Source organism: Leifsonia sp. Root227 (assembly GCF_001428745.1).
Taxonomy (GTDB): Bacteria; Actinomycetota; Actinomycetes; order Actinomycetales; family Microbacteriaceae; genus Leifsonia.
Genome location: NZ_LMIO01000004.1, coordinates 650640 through 665918, shown reverse-complemented (window position 1 = coordinate 665918; position 15279 = coordinate 650640). Strand labels below are relative to the sequence as shown.

The following is a 15279-nucleotide window of genomic DNA, read 5'->3' as shown; positions in this document are numbered from 1 at the left end:
CTGTCACTTCGGCTTCGACATCTTGTCGATCCAGGCCAGCGCAACGGCCGACAGGATGAAGACGCAGTGGATGACGACCTGCCAGAACACGCCCTCGCTGGTGTACTTCTCGTCGCCGAGGATGCCGCCCTTGGCCGCGCCGATGTCGGCGACAGCGATGAAGGTCTTCAGCAGGTGGATGGACGAGATGCCGATGATCGCCATCGCCAGCTTGACCTTGAGCACGTTAGCGTTGACGTGGGACAGCCACTCCGGCTGATCGGGATGTCCATCGACGTTCACGCGTGACACGAACGTCTCGTATCCGCCGATGATGACCATGATCAGTAGATTCGCGATCATCACCACGTCGATCAGCCCGAGGACCGCGAGCATGATGTCGGCTTCCTCGATGTGCGTCGGGTGGGCGATCACATCCGCGGCGATGTGCCAGAGCTCCACCATGAAGACGTAGACGTAGATCAGCTGCGCGACGATCAGCCCCAGGTAGAGCGGGGCTTGCAGCCAGCGGCTGGCGAAGATCAGCGAGCTGATCCCGCGCTGCGGCGCGTTCGGCCTGCGCGGCGCAACGGGCGCATCGGCGGTCGTGGTGACGGGTGGGGCAGTCTCTGGCACGGGGGCTTCCTCACGTATTCGGCAGGGAAAGCCTAAAGAGCCGTTTATGTGAAAACCCTCAGGATGCGTTGAGCGCCAGCACCTGCTCCGTGAACGCCCGCGCGCCGCCCTGGGCCGGATGCCGTACGGCGGGCGCATCGACCCCCTCTGCGGCGAGCGCGCCCTGCGCCTTCCTGCCGACCGCGACGATCGCCTCGATGCCGAACGCGCGCGCCAGCTCCAGCGCGACCGGTGTTCCGTCGCGCACCTCGGCGGGGCGGGGCGTGCGGTTCGTGCGCGGTTCGCCGGCGACGAACGGGTGGTGCGGGTAGATCGGCCAGGTGAGCGGAAGCGGCCCGCGCCAGTCAGCCAGCGCCGCCCAGACCACCCGGCTCGACGCCTCCCACGGGGCCTGTGGATGCTCGGGGAGCTCCAGGCCGGGGACGGCCCGTTCCGCAGGTCCGCCCTCCTCCGCCTCGCGTGCTGAGACGAACGGCACTCCTGTGACGGTCATGCCGCGCCACCCAGGTGCCTCCGCGAGGAGGAGGACGGTCGCCCCGTCGACGGCCGCGAGATAGCGGCGCAGGTTGCGCTCCCGCATTCTGCCGAGCTCGTCGTCGGCGTAGAGGAACTCGGCGTCCGGAGGTGCTGGGACGGCTCGCAGCAGACGGAAGAAGGTGTCGAGCATCCCTTCATGGTCGCAGACAGGGCAGAATTGTCCCACCTCGCGCTGCTGGGGCGGAGAGTCGGAGCGAAGGGTCCTGGATGCCCGCCATCATCCTCGTGGGGTTCGCCGCGATCGCACTGTGGTCGCTGGTCGCGCACCGGTTCGAGCGCAGCGGCATCGCCGGCCCTGTCGTCCTCGCGCTGGTCGGCTCGCTCGTCGTCCTCGTGGACATCCCGGCCTTCGTGGAGGCGGTCGACAGCGACGTGGCGGAGCACGTGGTGGAGCTCATCCTGGCGGTGCTCCTGTTCGTCGACGCCTGCGAAGTGAAGGGCGGTGTGTTCGGCGGCGAGGGCAGGATGATCGCCAGGCTCGTGCTGATCGCGCTCCCGCTCTCGCTGGCCCTCGTCGTCGTGACCGGCCTCTGGCTGCTGCCCGGCGTGAACCTGTTCGTGCTGATCGTCGTGGCCTGCGTGGTCATGCCGACCGACTTCGCACCGGCGACGGCCCTGCTGCGCTCTCCTCTGATCCCGGCGCGCGTGCGGCAGATCCTCAACGTGGAGAGCGGCTACAACGACGGGCTCATCTCTCCGATCTTCGGGATGTCGCTCGCGATCGCCGTGCTCCTGCCGACCCTGATCGAAGTGGCCGACAGCGGGACGGAGCCGACCGGCTCGACCGAGACCGCGCTGGAGAAGAACGTCGAGGACTTCATCAACGCGTTCCTCGGCGCCGTTCCGGCGACCATCGTCGCGATCGTGGTCGGCGTGCTGCTCGGCGGCGTGATCGGGCTGCTCACCAGGTGGGCGTCCGGCCGCGGATTCGCGAACCAGACCGGCATCCGCATCGTGATGCTGATCACCCCGCTGCTCACCTACGGCATCGCGACGCTGCACGGGATCGGGGCGAACGGTTTCGTCGCCGCCTTCGTGGCCGGCGTGATGTTCCGCTTCACCCGCACCCGCAAGACGCGGCAGTTGTCGATCGCCCACGACGAGCTGGTGCTCGTGGAGGAGGTCGGCACGTTCGCGACCAACTTCGTCTGGTTCGTGCTCGGCGCGATGACGACGGAGATGATCGTCAGGGGCGTCGACTGGCGCCTGCTGCTGCTCGCGGCGCTCGCGCTCACCCTGTTCCGTGCACTGCCGGTGTACCTGGCGACGCTCGGCTCCTCCGTCTCGTGGCGCGACCGCACCGTGATCGGGTTCGTCGGTCCACGCGGTGCTGCGTCGATCGTCTTCGGCCTGCTCGCCTTCAACAAACTCCCCACCGGCGTCGGCGACGACGTCTGGGACGTCGCGGTGCTCACCGTCATCGGCAGCATCGTCCTGCACGGTCTCGCCGCCCCGTACGTCGTGAAGCGGATCGCCAGGCGCACCGGTGCGTCCGGACGCAGCGCGACGCCAGCGAGGGACTAGGGCCGGAGCGCCACCCGCGGGTGCCGTCCTGCGGCGGCGAGCGCCGCATCCACCTCGGCCAGCGGGAAGGTCTCGCCGACCTGGGCGGCGAACGGGTAGCGCTGCCACGCCTCCGCGAGGAAGCGGACGGCGGTCGCGAGGTGGTGCGGAGCGTAGTTGTGGACCCCGCGGATCGTGACGAGCCGACGGACCAGCTGTTCCGGATCGATGGCGAGGTCTGGGCCGGGCGAGACGGAGCCGACCAGCACGAGCACGCCGCCGACGTCGACCGTCTGGAGGAGTGAACGGACGGCGGCCGGCGCGCCAGAGAGTTCCAGAGCGACGGTCGGTGCGGCGCCGCGTCCTCCCGCCTTGATCAGCGCTGCGGTGAGCCCGCCAGGGGCGTCGGCGGCGACGCGCGGGTCGGCGACGGCGACGGCTCCGAAGGCGAGCGCCGCCTCACGCCGCTCCGGGAGGGGGTCGCTGACGACGACGGAGGCACCCGCGTCTGTGGCCATCGCTGCCGCCGTGAGCCCGAGCATCCCCGCCCCCGCGATGAGGACGAGACCGCCCTCGAGCGGCGTGATCGCGGCCGCGGCCTCCAGCGCTGCGGCGACGGTCGCCGTCGCACAGGACGCAGGGGCGAGCACCTCGGACGGTACGTCCTCGGGAACGGCGGCCATCGGCGTGCCGTCGAGGATGTGCGCGTGGGTGGCGAATCCGCCGGACAGCTCCCAGCCGCGGCGCATCCGCTCGTGGCCGTACTTCTGCAGGTTCACGCACTTCTGCGGGAGGCCGCGGCGACACCTGGTGCAGCGCCCGCACGGCACGGCGACAGACCAGACCACTCGCTCGCCGAGGCTCACCCTGTGGCCGTCGATCGTCTTCGCTCCCCCGCGCCCGAGCGCGACCACTCTGCCGACCTGCTCGTGGCCGAGGATGAGCGGCGTCGGCGCAGAGCGGTGCCCCAGCACCGTGTGCACGTCGGAGCCGCACACCGTCGACAGCTCGATCTCCACCAGCGCGTCCCCCGGCGATAGCCGCACTCCAGGCACGGCCACCGCCTCGTGCAGATGACCCTCCCCCTGCCATACCATCGCCGTCGCAGACGGGTAGACGCTGACCCCCTTCCCCAGACGCGCAGGCGGTTCCACCACGCGCGGGGTCACCGCCCGCACGGTCATCGGCCGGCGGTGTCGTCGAGGCCGAACAGTTCCGCGAGGTCGGCGATGCTGGGGATGACGGCGTCAGCACCGGCGTCGGTCAGGGTCTCCTCGTCGTGCGCGCCGGTGAGCACGCCGACCACCAGGCCGGCGCCCGCCGCGATTCCGGATGCGATGTCGCTCGCCGTGTCGCCGACGACGACCATGCCCTCCACGCTGGTCCCTCCGGTGCGCAGCAGTGCGGTGAGCGGCAGGTCGGGGTACGGACGGCCGCGACCCGCCTCCGCCGGGCTGAGAGTGAGGTCGGCGATGTCGCGCCAGCCGAGCGCATCCAGGACGGCATCCTGCGTCGGACGGGAGAACCCGGTGGTCAGCGCGACCTTCACGCCGAGCTGCCTCAGGTGCCGGATGAGGTCTTCTGCGCCAGGCACGGCACGCAGGCCCTCGCTCGCGGCGAGCTCGCCGTACGCGGACTCGAACAGGGCGTTGGCGTGCTGCGCCTGGTCCTCGTCGTCGGTGAGCGCGCGGAACACGGCGATCTTCGACTGGCCCATGGTGTCGCGCACGTACTCGAGCGCACGCTCGCGCTCCTCCGGCGTCTTCCCGATCCCCGCCGCGTCCGCCGCGCGCTCGAAGGCGCGCTCGACCAGGCCGTCGTCGACCACGGTGGTGCCCGCCATGTCGAGCACGACGAGCTCCAGGTCGGCGTCGAGGTCGTCGGCGTCGTCGAGGTCGTCGTCGCTGAACTCCTCGTCGTCCTCCCAGTCGTCGTCGGCGGTGGGGTCGTCCACGGCAGCGCCGATCGTTCCGGCGACGGCGATGTCGTCGAACTCGCTGGTGATGATTCCGTCGCCTGCGCTCGTGGTTGCGTCTGTGCTCATGGTCGGTGCCCTTCTGTGGTGGATCTGGTGGGTCTGGTGGGTCTGTGGGTCTTGTGGTCTGGTGGTTTCGTCCCGGTCTGGCGGAGCTGATCGGGCTGCAGTGCGGCGAGTGGTCAGTCGGCCCGCGCGGCGCCTGCGGTCGCGAGTACGCCGGGCGCCGCCGAGAACAGCTCGTCCACCACCCGCTCCGCGAGGCCGAGGCCCGTCGTCATCCCGATGCCGGTCGTGACGGAGACGACCCGCACCTCTGGGGCGGGGGCGGCGACCAGGAACTCGTCAGGTGCCGTCGCGTACACGCCCTGCCAGCGCTCCCGCACCCGGATGCGGTCGGTGCCGAAGAGTTGCCTGGCCAGTTCGAGCAACTGGTCGTTCGCCGCCTCCGACTGGAACGGCGGAACGTCGACCCCGCGGTAGTGCGTGTCCCCCACGATCAGGCTGCCGTCCGGTCGCTGCGTGTACATCTGGTTCAGGTCGAGGGCCGCCAGCTCCGGGTGCTCCTCCGCCAGCCGCTCGCGCAGCGCACCGGCGCTCGGCGTGTGCGCGAACCCGGAGTAGCGCACCAGGGACCAGCCGGTGAGCAGCGGGGCGCTGAGCGGGTGGTCGAGTTCCGCATCCACCAGCATCATGTCGAGGCCGCACCGCTCGACGCCGTGCGCCTCGGCGAGGCCGGGGAACAGCAGGTCGACGTCGTGGTTGACGGCGACCACGATCGCGTCGGCCGACAGCGTTCCACGCGAAGTGTGCACGGCGCCGGTCTGCACCCCGACGACGGCCGTGCGCCAGAAGAAGTCGACACCGTGCGCATCCAGCCAGCGGACGATCGCCGACGCCGCCTCGCGTGGGTCGACCTGAAGATCGCGGGGCAGCCAGGCCCCGCCGACCGCGACGCCGTCGGCGACGGGGATGCGGTCGCGCACCTCTGCGGGCGTCAGCAGCCGCACGTCGGAGCCGCCCCGGCGCTGCCGGAACTCGTCGAGCACGTCCAGTTCGTCCTGGGCCTGCGCGACGACGACCGTGCCGCTCTCGCGCAGCCAGAACCCGGCCTCGGGGGCGAGGGTCAGCCAGAGCTCGCGGGCCAGCTCCGCGTACGCGCGGGCCTCACCCTCCTGGCCGGTGATGCAAAGGTGCCCGAAGTTGCGCACGGACGCCCCGACGACGCTGGATGCGCGGTCGACGACGGCGACCGTCAGCCCGCGTTTCAGGGCCGCGACCGCGTGCCCGAGCCCGACGATGCCGCTGCCGACGATCGCGAGGTCGTAGTGTCTGCCCATCGCTGTGCCCTTCCTTCCTGAGCCGCCGCTCATCGCAGCGCCTTCCTCATCCAGACCGCGATCCCCTCCACGACGAAGACGGTCGCCATGATCACGAGCACGAACGCGAAGACCTCGTTCCAGGCCGACACGCGCGCCGCGTTGTTCAGGTAGAAGCCGATCCCCCCCGCTGCCGACGACGCCGAGCACGGTCGCGGCGCGGATGTTGCTGTCGAACAGGTAGAAGCTGTGGCCGACGAAAGCGGGAACGCTCGGCGGGACGGTCGCGGACGCGTAGACCTGCAAGCGGCGGGCGCCGACCGCGGTGAGCGCGCGCTGCGGCCCGGCAGGCACCTCCTCGATGGAGTCGGCGAACAGCTTGCCGAGCAGCCCGACGCCGCCGAAGGCCAGCGCGAACACCGCAGCGGTCGGCCCGAGCCCGGTGATGATGATGAGCACGATCGCGAGCACCAGCTCCGGAACGCCGCGCACGGCGACGAGCAGCACGCGGAACACACCGCGCGTCGGCGCGTTCGGCGCGACGTTCCTGGCGGCGAGCGACCCGACGACGAGCGAGAACAGCAGGCTGACGACCGTTGCGGCGAGCGCGATCAGCACGGTGTCGCGCATGGCGACGGCGATCTGCTCGACCGAGTACGGCTCGAACGTCGGCGGCCAGAACTTGATGAGGGGGACGTTGCGCCAGAAGGTGAGGAAGTCGCCCCAGTGCACCTGCGCGATCACCAGCGCGCCGACGATCACGACGGCCGTGAGCACCCAGGTGATGGTGTTCCTGACCCGGCGGGCGGTGAGGCTGCGCGTCGCGCCTCCCCCGAGCATCCCGCGCCGGACGGTGGACGAGACGACCTCCATCACGACACAGAGCGCGAACATGACCAGCGCGAGCGCCATCGCAGTGCGGTAGTCGAGGGTGGCGAGCGCCTTCCACATCTCGTAGCCGAGCCCGGCGACGCCGACGTAGCCGAGGATGATCGACCCGCGCAGGTTGATGTCGTTGCGGTGCAGCACGGTCGCCACCCAGCTCGGCGCGACCTGCGGCAGGATGCCGGAGAAGAACTCCTGCGACTTGCTGCCTCCCGCGGCGCGGATGGCGAGCCGCGGCCCTTCGTCGATCTGCTCGATGGCGTCGGCGAAGAGCTTCGAGATCATGCCGATCGAGTGGATGCCGATGGCGAGGATGCCGGGAAGGGTGCCGAGCGTGAAAAGCACGGCGAAGACCATGGCGAGCACCACATCCGGGATCGACCTGGTCATAACGGTGATGAACCGGCCTGCCCACTGCGCGGCGCGGTTGGGACTGGTGTTCGCGGCGGCGAGGTAGGCGACGGGCACCGAGATGATCGCGGCGAGGAGCGTGCCGAGCACGACCATCCCGAGCGTCTGGCCGATCGCCGGCCACAGCACCTCAGGCGCTGGAAGGCGCAGCGGCACGATCCTGCCGAAGAACGCCTCGGCCTTCGGGATGCTGCGGACGACGGTGTCGAAGCTGACGCCGAGCACCGGGAACGCGGCGATTCCGAGCGCGAGCAGGGCGAGCAGGACGACGACGGCCGCGATCCTGGATGCGGGGGGACGGGGGCGACGCAGCGCTGCGGAGGATGCGCGCGCGTCGGCGAGCGGGACGGTGGCCATCAGACGCGCTGGGAGGTGTCGGCGGTGGCGGGTGCGGCTAGTTCGAGCTCGGCTGCCGCATCCACCTCGGCGGCGAGCTCGCTGTCGATGGCGGTCAGTTCGCGGGTGGTGGCTGCGACCCTGCCGTAGATCTCCATCACCTGCGCCTTGTCGAGGCCGGCGGTGGGGGTGTCGAGCACGACGCGTCCGTGGCGGAGGCCGACGATGCGGTCGCCCCAGCCGAGGGCGAGGTCCACCTGGTGCAGGCTGCAGATGACGGTGAGACCGTTGTCGGCGGCGATCTCCCTGATCAGCGCCATGACCTGCTCGCTCGACTCGGGGTCGAGGGAGGCGACGGGCTCGTCGGCGAGGAGGATCTCCGGGTCCTGCATGAGCGCACGCGCGATGGCGACGCGCTGCTGCTGACCGCCGGAGAGGGTGTCTGCGCGCTGGTATGCCTTGTCGGCCAGCCCGACCCTGTCGAGGTGTGCGATGGCGCGGCGGCGCAGCCCGGCCGGATAGGTGAAGGTGCCGAGGCGGGGACCGCGGAGTGTGGCGAGCGACCCGGTGAGGACGTTCTCGATGACGGTCAGCGGGCCGACGAGCTCGAACTGCTGGAAGATGAAGCCGATGCGGCTGCGCAGCGTCCGCAACGGACGCGCTCCGAGCTGCGGAACGGACTGGCCGAGCACCCGCACCTCCCCGCTGGTGGGCCGCTCCAGGCCGTCCAGGTGGCGCAGCAACGTGGACTTGCCTGAGCCGGAGAGCCCCAGCAGCACCACGACCTCGCCCTTGGCGACGCTCAGGTTCACGCCGTCGAGCGCGGTCGTCTCCGCGAACCTCTTGGTGACCCCCGCCACCTCGACGATGTGCGCTGCTTCAGTCATGTCCCTCAACCCATCCCTGCCATCCGAAACCTGCGGCAACAGTAGGAGCCGGGTGCGTCCGACGACGCAACGCCCGGTTACCGTCCGGTGAACGGCGGGCGGCGCCGCGGTGTGAGCGCTCGCGCCCCTCCGTCCGGACGGAACTCCTACCCGGCACGCCGCCCCAATCTCCTTCCGAACGGAGACCCGCGGCCGCACCGCACATTTCTCCGTCTGGACGGAGACTGCGGCGGCGTGCCGAGGCGGAACTCCTGCGGGACCTCCGCGCATCCATTGCCGGATGCGCGAACCGCCGCCCACCCGGAGGTGGACGGCGGTCGCGGGGCGCGGTGTCAGCGCTGTGCTACTTGACCTCGCACTGCGCGGCCTTGGTGACCTTGCAGATGTCGCGGATCTGGTCGTAGTACTTGTCGTCGACGGGGCTGAAGGCGAAGAAGGTGGCCTTGAAGCCGTCGGAGTCGGCGTTCTTGATGCCGGCCTTCTGGATGTCGGCGATGGTCACCGTGGACAGCTTGTCGCTGAGGTCCTTCTTGATCTCGTCCGGCAGCGTGTTCGAGAACACCATCGGAGCACCGGGGACCATCGTCTTCGCGACGACCTTGAGACCCGGCTGCGCGTCCACCGCGGAGTCCTCGGCGAAGCCGGCGTCGCACTCGGCGCCCTGCGAGACCTTGAGAGCGGAGGCGTCGTGCTTGCCCGCGAACACCGGGGTGATCTCCTTGGCAGGGTCGATGCCCGCCTTCAGCAGGTTGTAGGTCGGGAACAGGTAGCCGGAGGTCGAGCTCGGGTCGACGAAGCAGACCTTCTTGCCCTTGAAGTCGTCGATCGACGAGATGGAGGACTTCTCCGGCGCGATGGCCTCGGAGTAGTAGCCGGGCTTCTGGCCCTCCTTGGTGATGATCGAGGCGAACGGCTTGATCTTGGCTCCGCCGTTGGTGGCGGTGACGTAGGTGAAGCCGGAGAAGCTGGCGACGTCGATCTGACCGGCGATGGCGGCCTGGATGAGCGCGGTGTAGTCGCTCGACTCGCGGTACTCGACCTTCTTGCCGGTGATCTTCGCGATGTAGTCGGCGATGGGCTGGTAGTTGGACTGCGTGTTCACCGTGTCGGGCACGACGCCGAAGACGAGCGTGCTCGAGTCCTTGGCGAAGGTCGCCGCAGATGCGGTCGACGACGCGTCGTCCGTCGAGCTGGCGTTGGCCGACCCCGTACAAGCGGCGAGGCCGAGGGAGAGGACGAGCGCTGCGCCGACGGCGAGCGTCTTGGTGATGGACAGTTTCATCGAAGACCTTCCTGGTGATGCGATGCGATGCGGTGTGGTGTGGTGTCTGCACGCCGAACGGCGCTGCTGTGTTCGTTGGAACGCTAGGGGCGGGATGCGACGCAGACGGCAACCACCGGTTACGACTCGATGAACGTGGAGCGGCGGGCAGGAGCGCGGCCCGACGCATCCACCCGTTGCAGTTTCGTGACGACCGGTGCAAGAATGCAGCATGGTCGTCGATGACAACACACGCGAGTTCGATCCTGGGATCGTCACGGACTTCCGGCAACGGATGTCGTACGCCTCGTACCTCGACCTGGAGACCCTGCTCAGCGCGCAGAACCCGGTGAGCGAACCAGAGCACCACGACGAACTGCTGTTCATCATCCAGCACCAGACCACCGAGCTCTGGCTCAAGCTCGTGCTGCACGAGCTGGAGTCCGCCCGCGACCTCCTCCGCGCCGACCAGCTCGCCCCTGCGCTCAAGCGCATTGCCAGGGTCAAGCACATCCAGCGGACGCTCACCGAGCAGTGGTCGGTCCTCGCCACGCTCACGCCGACCGAGTACGCGGAGTTCCGCGGCTTCCTCGGCAACTCGTCCGGCTTCCAGTCCTATCAATATCGCGCTGTGGAGTTCGTGCTGGGCAATAAGAACCGCCGGATGCTCAGCGTCTTCGAGAACGACCCTGTCGCCCACGCGCTGCTCGCCGAGCTCCTCGACGCACCGAGCATCTACGACGAGTTCCTCCGCTATCTCGCGCGGGCGGGCTTCCCTGTGCCGTCCGCCGTGCTCGACCGCGACGTGACGGAGGCGTACGTCTTCACCCCCGAGCTCGTTCCGGTGTTCCGCGACATCTACGAGCACGCCACGGACAACTGGGCCGAATACGAGGCGTGCGAGGAACTGGTCGACCTGGAGGACAACTTCCAGCTCTGGCGCTTCCGCCACCTCAAGACCGTGCAGCGCACCATCGGCATGAAGACCGGAACCGGCGGCTCGACCGGCGTCGGCTTCCTCCATAAAGCGCTCGAACTCACCTTCTTCCCCGAGCTCTTCGCCGTGCGTACGGAAATCGGCACGCCGCGATGATGTACTCCGTCGACGCCGTCTGGGACGGGAGCGCCTTCCGCGGCCCAGCCACTTACGAGGTCGACGGCGACATACTGCGCGAGGTGCGACGCGACGGCGACCCCCGCACCAGCGCCAGCGCCCCCGCCCCCATCCACCTCGGCGGCACCCTCATCCCCCGGCTCACCGACCACCACACGCACCTTGGCCTCACCGACCAGCGCGCGCTCTTCACCGAGGGCATCACCGACGCGGTGGACCTCGGCTGGATCCCCGACGTCGCATCCACCTGGCTGACCGATGACCTCGACCGGCCGGCCGTCGCGATCGCCGGCGCGCTGCTGACCTCTCCTGGCGGGTATCCGGTGAACGCCGGCTGGGGTCCGCCGGGGTCGAGCGCCGAGCTGACGGGGCCGGTGGATGCGCGGAATGCGGTTCGTGAACAGGTCATGCTGGGAGCCTCCCGCATCAAGGTCGCCCTGAACACAGAGGCCGGTGGAACCGTGGATGACTCCACCCTCGCAGCGATTGTGGAGGAAGCAGCCTCATCCGGTGTGCCCGTGACGGTGCACGCGCAGGGCGAAGGGCAGGTCGCTCGCGCGATCGCCGCCGGTGCCGCACAGCTGGCGCACGCGCCGTTCACCGAGCGGATCGGCGACGCCGACCTCCTGCGTGCCGTAGCCGCGGGCATGAGCTGGGTGTCGACCCTGGACATTCACGGCTGGGGCCAGCCGACCGCCGCGTTCGCCGTGGCGCAGGACAATCTCCGGCGCTTCGCCGCTGCGGGCGGCAGCGTGCTGTACGGCACCGACCTCGGCAACGGGCCGCTCGCGGTGGGCGTCAACCGGCGCGAGCTGGAGGCCATCGCCGGCTGCGGGCTCGACGGCGCGGCCCTCGTGGCGTCGATCGCGAGCGCGCCGGCATCCACCTGGGTCATCGGTCCGCGCTTCGCGTTGGTCCCCACCGCGCCACCGTCCGACCCCGCCGACCTGCCGGCCTGGCTCGCCACAGCAACAGGTCGCACGGTCGCGACCCTTCCGACATCCCCCGCCGTTTCCACGTCGCCGGCCGTCCCCACGTCGCCGACCCTCCCCATGTCCCCCACCGTCCCCCTGTCCCCCGAGGAGCACGCATGACCAACCCCGCCGACCCCGTCGACCCCGCCGCCTTCCCCACTCCGTCCGTCCCCTCCGATTTCGCCGACCCGAGCGCCATCCCCGATCCGCTCGCCGCCGCACGCGCGCTCGATGCCGCCGACCCGCTCGCCGCGTACCGCGACCGCTTCGCCGGGATCGACGACGGCACCAGCAGTGTCGTCGCCTACCTCGACGGAAACTCGCTGGGGCGTCCGACCAGGGCGAGCATCGAGCGCATCCACCGCTTTCTGCTGGACGACTGGGGCGGCCGCCTCATCCGCGGCTGGGACGAGGAGTGGCTGGAGCTGCCGTTCACGATCGGCGACGCCGTCGGCCGCTCCGTCGTCGGGGCGGCGCCAGGCCAGACCTTCGTCGGCGATTCCACCACCGTGCTCCTCTACAAGCTGGCGCGCGCCGCCGTGGATGCGCAGCCCGGCCGCACCGAGATCGTCCTCGACACCGACAACTTCCCCACCGACCGGTACGTGCTCGACGGCATCGCCCGCGAGCGCGGCCTCACCCTGGTCTGGATCGAGGCCGACACGCACGCCGGAGTCACGCCGGAGCAGGTCGCCGCGGTGGTCGGTCCGCAGACGGCGCTCGTCGTGCTCAGTCACGTCGCATACCGTTCTGGGTTCCTCGCCGACGCGCCGGCGATCACCCGCATCGCCCACGACGCCGGCGCCCTCGTGCTCTGGGATCTCTGCCACTCGGCAGGCTCCGTCCCCGTCGAACTCGACGCCTGGGGAGTCGACCTCGCCGTCGGCTGCACGTACAAGTATCTGAACGGCGGCCCCGGTTCGCCGGCCCTCGGCTACGTGCGCTCCGGGCTGCAGGCCGACCTCGCCCAGCCGATCCAGGGCTGGATGGGGACGGCCGATATGTTCGCGATGGGGCCGGAATACCGGCCGGCCCCGAGCATCCGGCGCTTCATCAGCGGCACGCCGCCCGTCGTGGGGATGCTCGCGATGCAGGACACTGTGGCGATGATCGCCGAGTGCGGGATCGACGCCGTGCGCGCCAAGTCGGTGGCGCTGACCGAGTTCGCCATCGCGCTGTCCGACGAATGGCTCGCGCCGCTCGGCGTCACCGTGGTGAGCCCGCGCGACGCGGAACGCCGCGGCGGCCACGTGACGCTCGACCACCCTGCGATGCGCGAGGCGACCGCTGTGCTCTGGGAGCGCGACGTGATCCCGGACTACCGCGACCCGGACGGCCTCCGCCTCGGCCTGTCCCCGCTCAGCACGAGCTTCGAAGAGACGTACCGGGGCATCGTGGCCGTGCGGGATGTGCTCGGCGAGCTCACCCATGACTGACACCATCGTGGGGGCACCGCCGCCCAAACCCCCGACTGCCGCACCCGGGCCCTCCGGAGCCGCCCGCGAAGATCTCGAGGCCAGCACCGGCAGCTCCACGGCCCTGCTCAGAACCATCGTCGGCGCCGTGCTGCGTCCGATCGGCGGGTGGATGAGCGCGTCCGGGGCCGTCGAACTGCTCGCCGCCCTCGACATCCCCGCCAGCACGGCCCGCTCCAGTCTCGCGCGACTCTGCGCGCGCGGCGTGCTGCAGCGCGAGGCCCGCGGGGATGTGGCTGGCTATGCCATCGACCCGGCCGCGATCCCGATGCTGGAACGCGGCGACTCCCGCATCTTCCGGCCTGTGGATGCGGGCGACACCACCACGAACAGCACCACCTGGTGCCTCGTCTCCTTCTCACTGCCCGAGCGCCAGCGCGCCCGCCGCCATCAGTTGCGCCGCAGACTCTCCGCCCTCGGCTGCGGCACGGTCGCCGACGGCCTGTGGATCGCGCCGGCCGGACTCGAAGCGGAACTCGTGGAGACCATCGGCGAGCTCGGCTTGCGCGAGCAGGCCGTCCTCTTCACCAGCGCCGTCGCGCTCGGCGACCTCGCCTCCGCCCTCCCGCGCTGGTACGACCTGGCGATCATCCGTGCGGCGTGCGACGGGTTCCTGGCGCACCACGCGCATCCACTGGTCGACTCAGCGGATGCGATCACCGGCCGTGACGCGTTCGCCAGGTGGGTGCGCGCCCTCGACGAGTATCGTGTGATCCCCTACCTCGACCCTGGCCTGCCCACCACAGCGCTGCCTGCCGACTGGCCGGCCCCCGCCGCTTCCGCCACCTTCGGCGAGCTGCGCGCACGGTTGGAGCCTGTCGCTGTCGCGTACGCAGCAGCGGTCGCCACCGCCCAACCGCCCCGCGCGGATGAGCACCGCGGTTCACGGTAGAATCGACGCATCCCCCGGACCACGCGAGCGGAGTGAAGCCTTGCCAACGATCGTTGTAGAAGTCATGCCGAAAGCCGAACTGCTCGACCCGCAGGGCAAGGCCGTCGCCGGTGCTCTCGCCAGGACGGGCAAAGGTCAGTTCACCGGCGTCCGCGTCGGCAAGCGGTTCGAGCTGACCGTCGACGGGCCGATCGACGACGCCACGCGCGCCGCCGTCGAGGAGATCGCAGGCGAGATCCTGTCGAACTCCGTGATCGAAGACGTGGTGGGCATCCACTACCCCGCCGAGGTCGACGCCTGATGCGCATCGGCGTCGTCACCTTCCCCGGCTCCCTCGACGATCGCGACGCCCTGCGCGCGATCCGCCTGGCCGGTGCAGAGCCGGTCGCCCTCTGGCACGGCGAGCGCGACCTGCACGGTGTCGACGCTCTCGTCCTTCCCGGCGGTTTCAGCTACGGCGACTACCTCCGTGCCGGCGCCATCGCCAGCCTCTCGCCGATCATGACCGAGGTCGTGGATGCGGCTGGCAAGGGGATGCCCGTGCTCGGCATCTGCAACGGGTTCCAGATGCTCGCGGAGGCGCACCTGGTCTCCGGCGGCCTGATCCGCAACGACCACGGCAACTTCATCCGCCGCGACCAGCACCTCACAGTCGAGAACGCCGACACTCCGTGGACGAACGGGTTCGAGGTCGGCCAGGAGATCGTCATCCCGCTGAAGAACGGCGAGGGCGGCTTCATCGCGTCCGCCGAGGAGCTGAAGCGCCTCGAAGGCGAAGGCCTGGTCGTGTTCCGCTACAAAGGCGTCAACCCGAACGGCTCGCTCGACGACATCGCCGGCGTCCGCAACGAGCGCGGCAACGTGGTCGGCCTTATGCCGCACCCCGAGCACGCCGTCGAGCCCGGCTTCGGTCCAGACACCGCCGCAGCCATGCGCTCCGGCATCGACGGTCTCACCTTCTTCACCTCCGTCATCCGCTCCACCCTCGTCGAGGCGTAGCGCTCCCGCTTTTCATCGAGCCCAGGGTTCTTCACCGCATTCTCCGGATGCGCGGCGAAAGTCCTGGGCTCGACTGCTTTCCAACTTTCGGGTGAT

14 protein-coding genes are annotated in these 15279 nt (G+C 70.0%); 7 read left to right on the top strand and 7 right to left on the bottom strand.

Annotated elements, in window-relative coordinates:
• Positions 1-3: 3 nt before the first annotated feature.
• Positions 4-615 carry a TIGR00645 family protein gene (locus ASE16_RS17965; RefSeq protein ID WP_235500628.1) on the bottom strand — a complete coding sequence of 204 codons (612 nt, stop codon included), beginning with the start codon at positions 613-615 and terminating at the stop codon, positions 4-6.
• Positions 616-673: 58 nt separating this feature from the next.
• Positions 674-1282: a uracil-DNA glycosylase gene (locus ASE16_RS17960; protein ID WP_055898322.1), complete on the bottom strand. Its 609-nt coding sequence runs from the start codon at positions 1280-1282 to the stop codon at positions 674-676.
• Between the two features lie 77 nt (positions 1283-1359).
• On the opposite strand from ASE16_RS17960, the gene ASE16_RS17955 reads away from it, so the two are divergent.
• Positions 1360-2676, top strand: a complete 1317-nt coding sequence (locus ASE16_RS17955) for a cation:proton antiporter (protein WP_055898319.1) — start codon at positions 1360-1362, stop codon at positions 2674-2676.
• Here the strand turns inward: ASE16_RS17955 and ASE16_RS17950 are convergent.
• The 5 genes from ASE16_RS17950 to ASE16_RS17930 form a co-directional block, all read right to left on the bottom strand.
• On the bottom strand, positions 2673-3710 hold the full coding sequence (locus ASE16_RS17950; protein ID WP_235500626.1) for an alcohol dehydrogenase catalytic domain-containing protein: 1038 nt from the start codon (positions 3708-3710) through the stop codon (positions 2673-2675). The genes ASE16_RS17955 and ASE16_RS17950 overlap by 4 nt on opposite strands.
• 125 nt (positions 3711-3835) lie before the next feature.
• Complete coding sequence (locus tag ASE16_RS17945; RefSeq protein WP_055898315.1) at positions 3836-4699, bottom strand: phosphonatase-like hydrolase; 864 nt, start codon at positions 4697-4699, stop codon at positions 3836-3838.
• A 113-nt stretch (positions 4700-4812) separates the two neighbouring features.
• Positions 4813-7602, bottom strand: coding sequence for a TIGR03364 family FAD-dependent oxidoreductase (locus tag ASE16_RS20190; protein ID WP_235500598.1), 2790 nt, complete (start codon positions 7600-7602; stop codon positions 4813-4815).
• The gene (phnC, locus tag ASE16_RS17935; protein ID WP_055898310.1) at positions 7602-8468 is read right to left on the bottom strand and encodes a phosphonate ABC transporter ATP-binding protein; all 867 of its coding nucleotides are present in this window, start codon (positions 8466-8468) and stop codon (positions 7602-7604) included. The genes ASE16_RS20190 and phnC overlap by 1 nt, the downstream gene beginning before the upstream one ends.
• A 343-nt stretch (positions 8469-8811) precedes the next feature.
• Complete coding sequence (locus tag ASE16_RS17930; RefSeq protein WP_055898307.1) at positions 8812-9750, bottom strand: phosphate/phosphite/phosphonate ABC transporter substrate-binding protein; 939 nt, start codon at positions 9748-9750, stop codon at positions 8812-8814.
• A gap of 211 nt (positions 9751-9961) precedes the next feature.
• Between ASE16_RS17930 and kynA the strand changes: the two genes are divergently transcribed.
• Genes kynA through purQ form a run of 6 tightly spaced genes read left to right on the top strand, consistent with a single transcriptional unit; the run spans position 9962 to position 15183 of the window.
• Positions 9962-10822, top strand: coding sequence for a tryptophan 2,3-dioxygenase (gene kynA / locus ASE16_RS17925; protein WP_055898304.1), 861 nt, complete (start codon positions 9962-9964; stop codon positions 10820-10822).
• On the top strand, positions 10819-11937 hold the full coding sequence (locus ASE16_RS17920; RefSeq protein WP_157480459.1) for an amidohydrolase family protein: 1119 nt from the start codon (positions 10819-10821) through the stop codon (positions 11935-11937). The genes kynA and ASE16_RS17920 overlap by 4 nt, the downstream gene beginning before the upstream one ends.
• Positions 11934-13253 carry a kynureninase gene (locus tag ASE16_RS17915; protein ID WP_055898296.1) on the top strand — a complete coding sequence of 440 codons (1320 nt, stop codon included), beginning with the start codon at positions 11934-11936 and terminating at the stop codon, positions 13251-13253. Before ASE16_RS17920 ends, ASE16_RS17915 begins: the two co-directional genes overlap by 4 nt.
• Complete coding sequence (locus ASE16_RS17910; RefSeq protein ID WP_082581561.1) at positions 13246-14184, top strand: PaaX family transcriptional regulator C-terminal domain-containing protein; 939 nt, start codon at positions 13246-13248, stop codon at positions 14182-14184. Before ASE16_RS17915 ends, ASE16_RS17910 begins: the two co-directional genes overlap by 8 nt.
• Before the next feature lie 40 nt (positions 14185-14224).
• Positions 14225-14485, top strand: coding sequence for a phosphoribosylformylglycinamidine synthase subunit PurS (locus tag ASE16_RS17905; protein ID WP_055898292.1), 261 nt, complete (start codon positions 14225-14227; stop codon positions 14483-14485).
• The gene (purQ, locus tag ASE16_RS17900; protein ID WP_055898289.1) at positions 14485-15183 is read left to right on the top strand and encodes a phosphoribosylformylglycinamidine synthase subunit PurQ; all 699 of its coding nucleotides are present in this window, start codon (positions 14485-14487) and stop codon (positions 15181-15183) included. Before ASE16_RS17905 ends, purQ begins: the two co-directional genes overlap by 1 nt.
• Positions 15184-15279 lie beyond the last annotated feature (96 nt).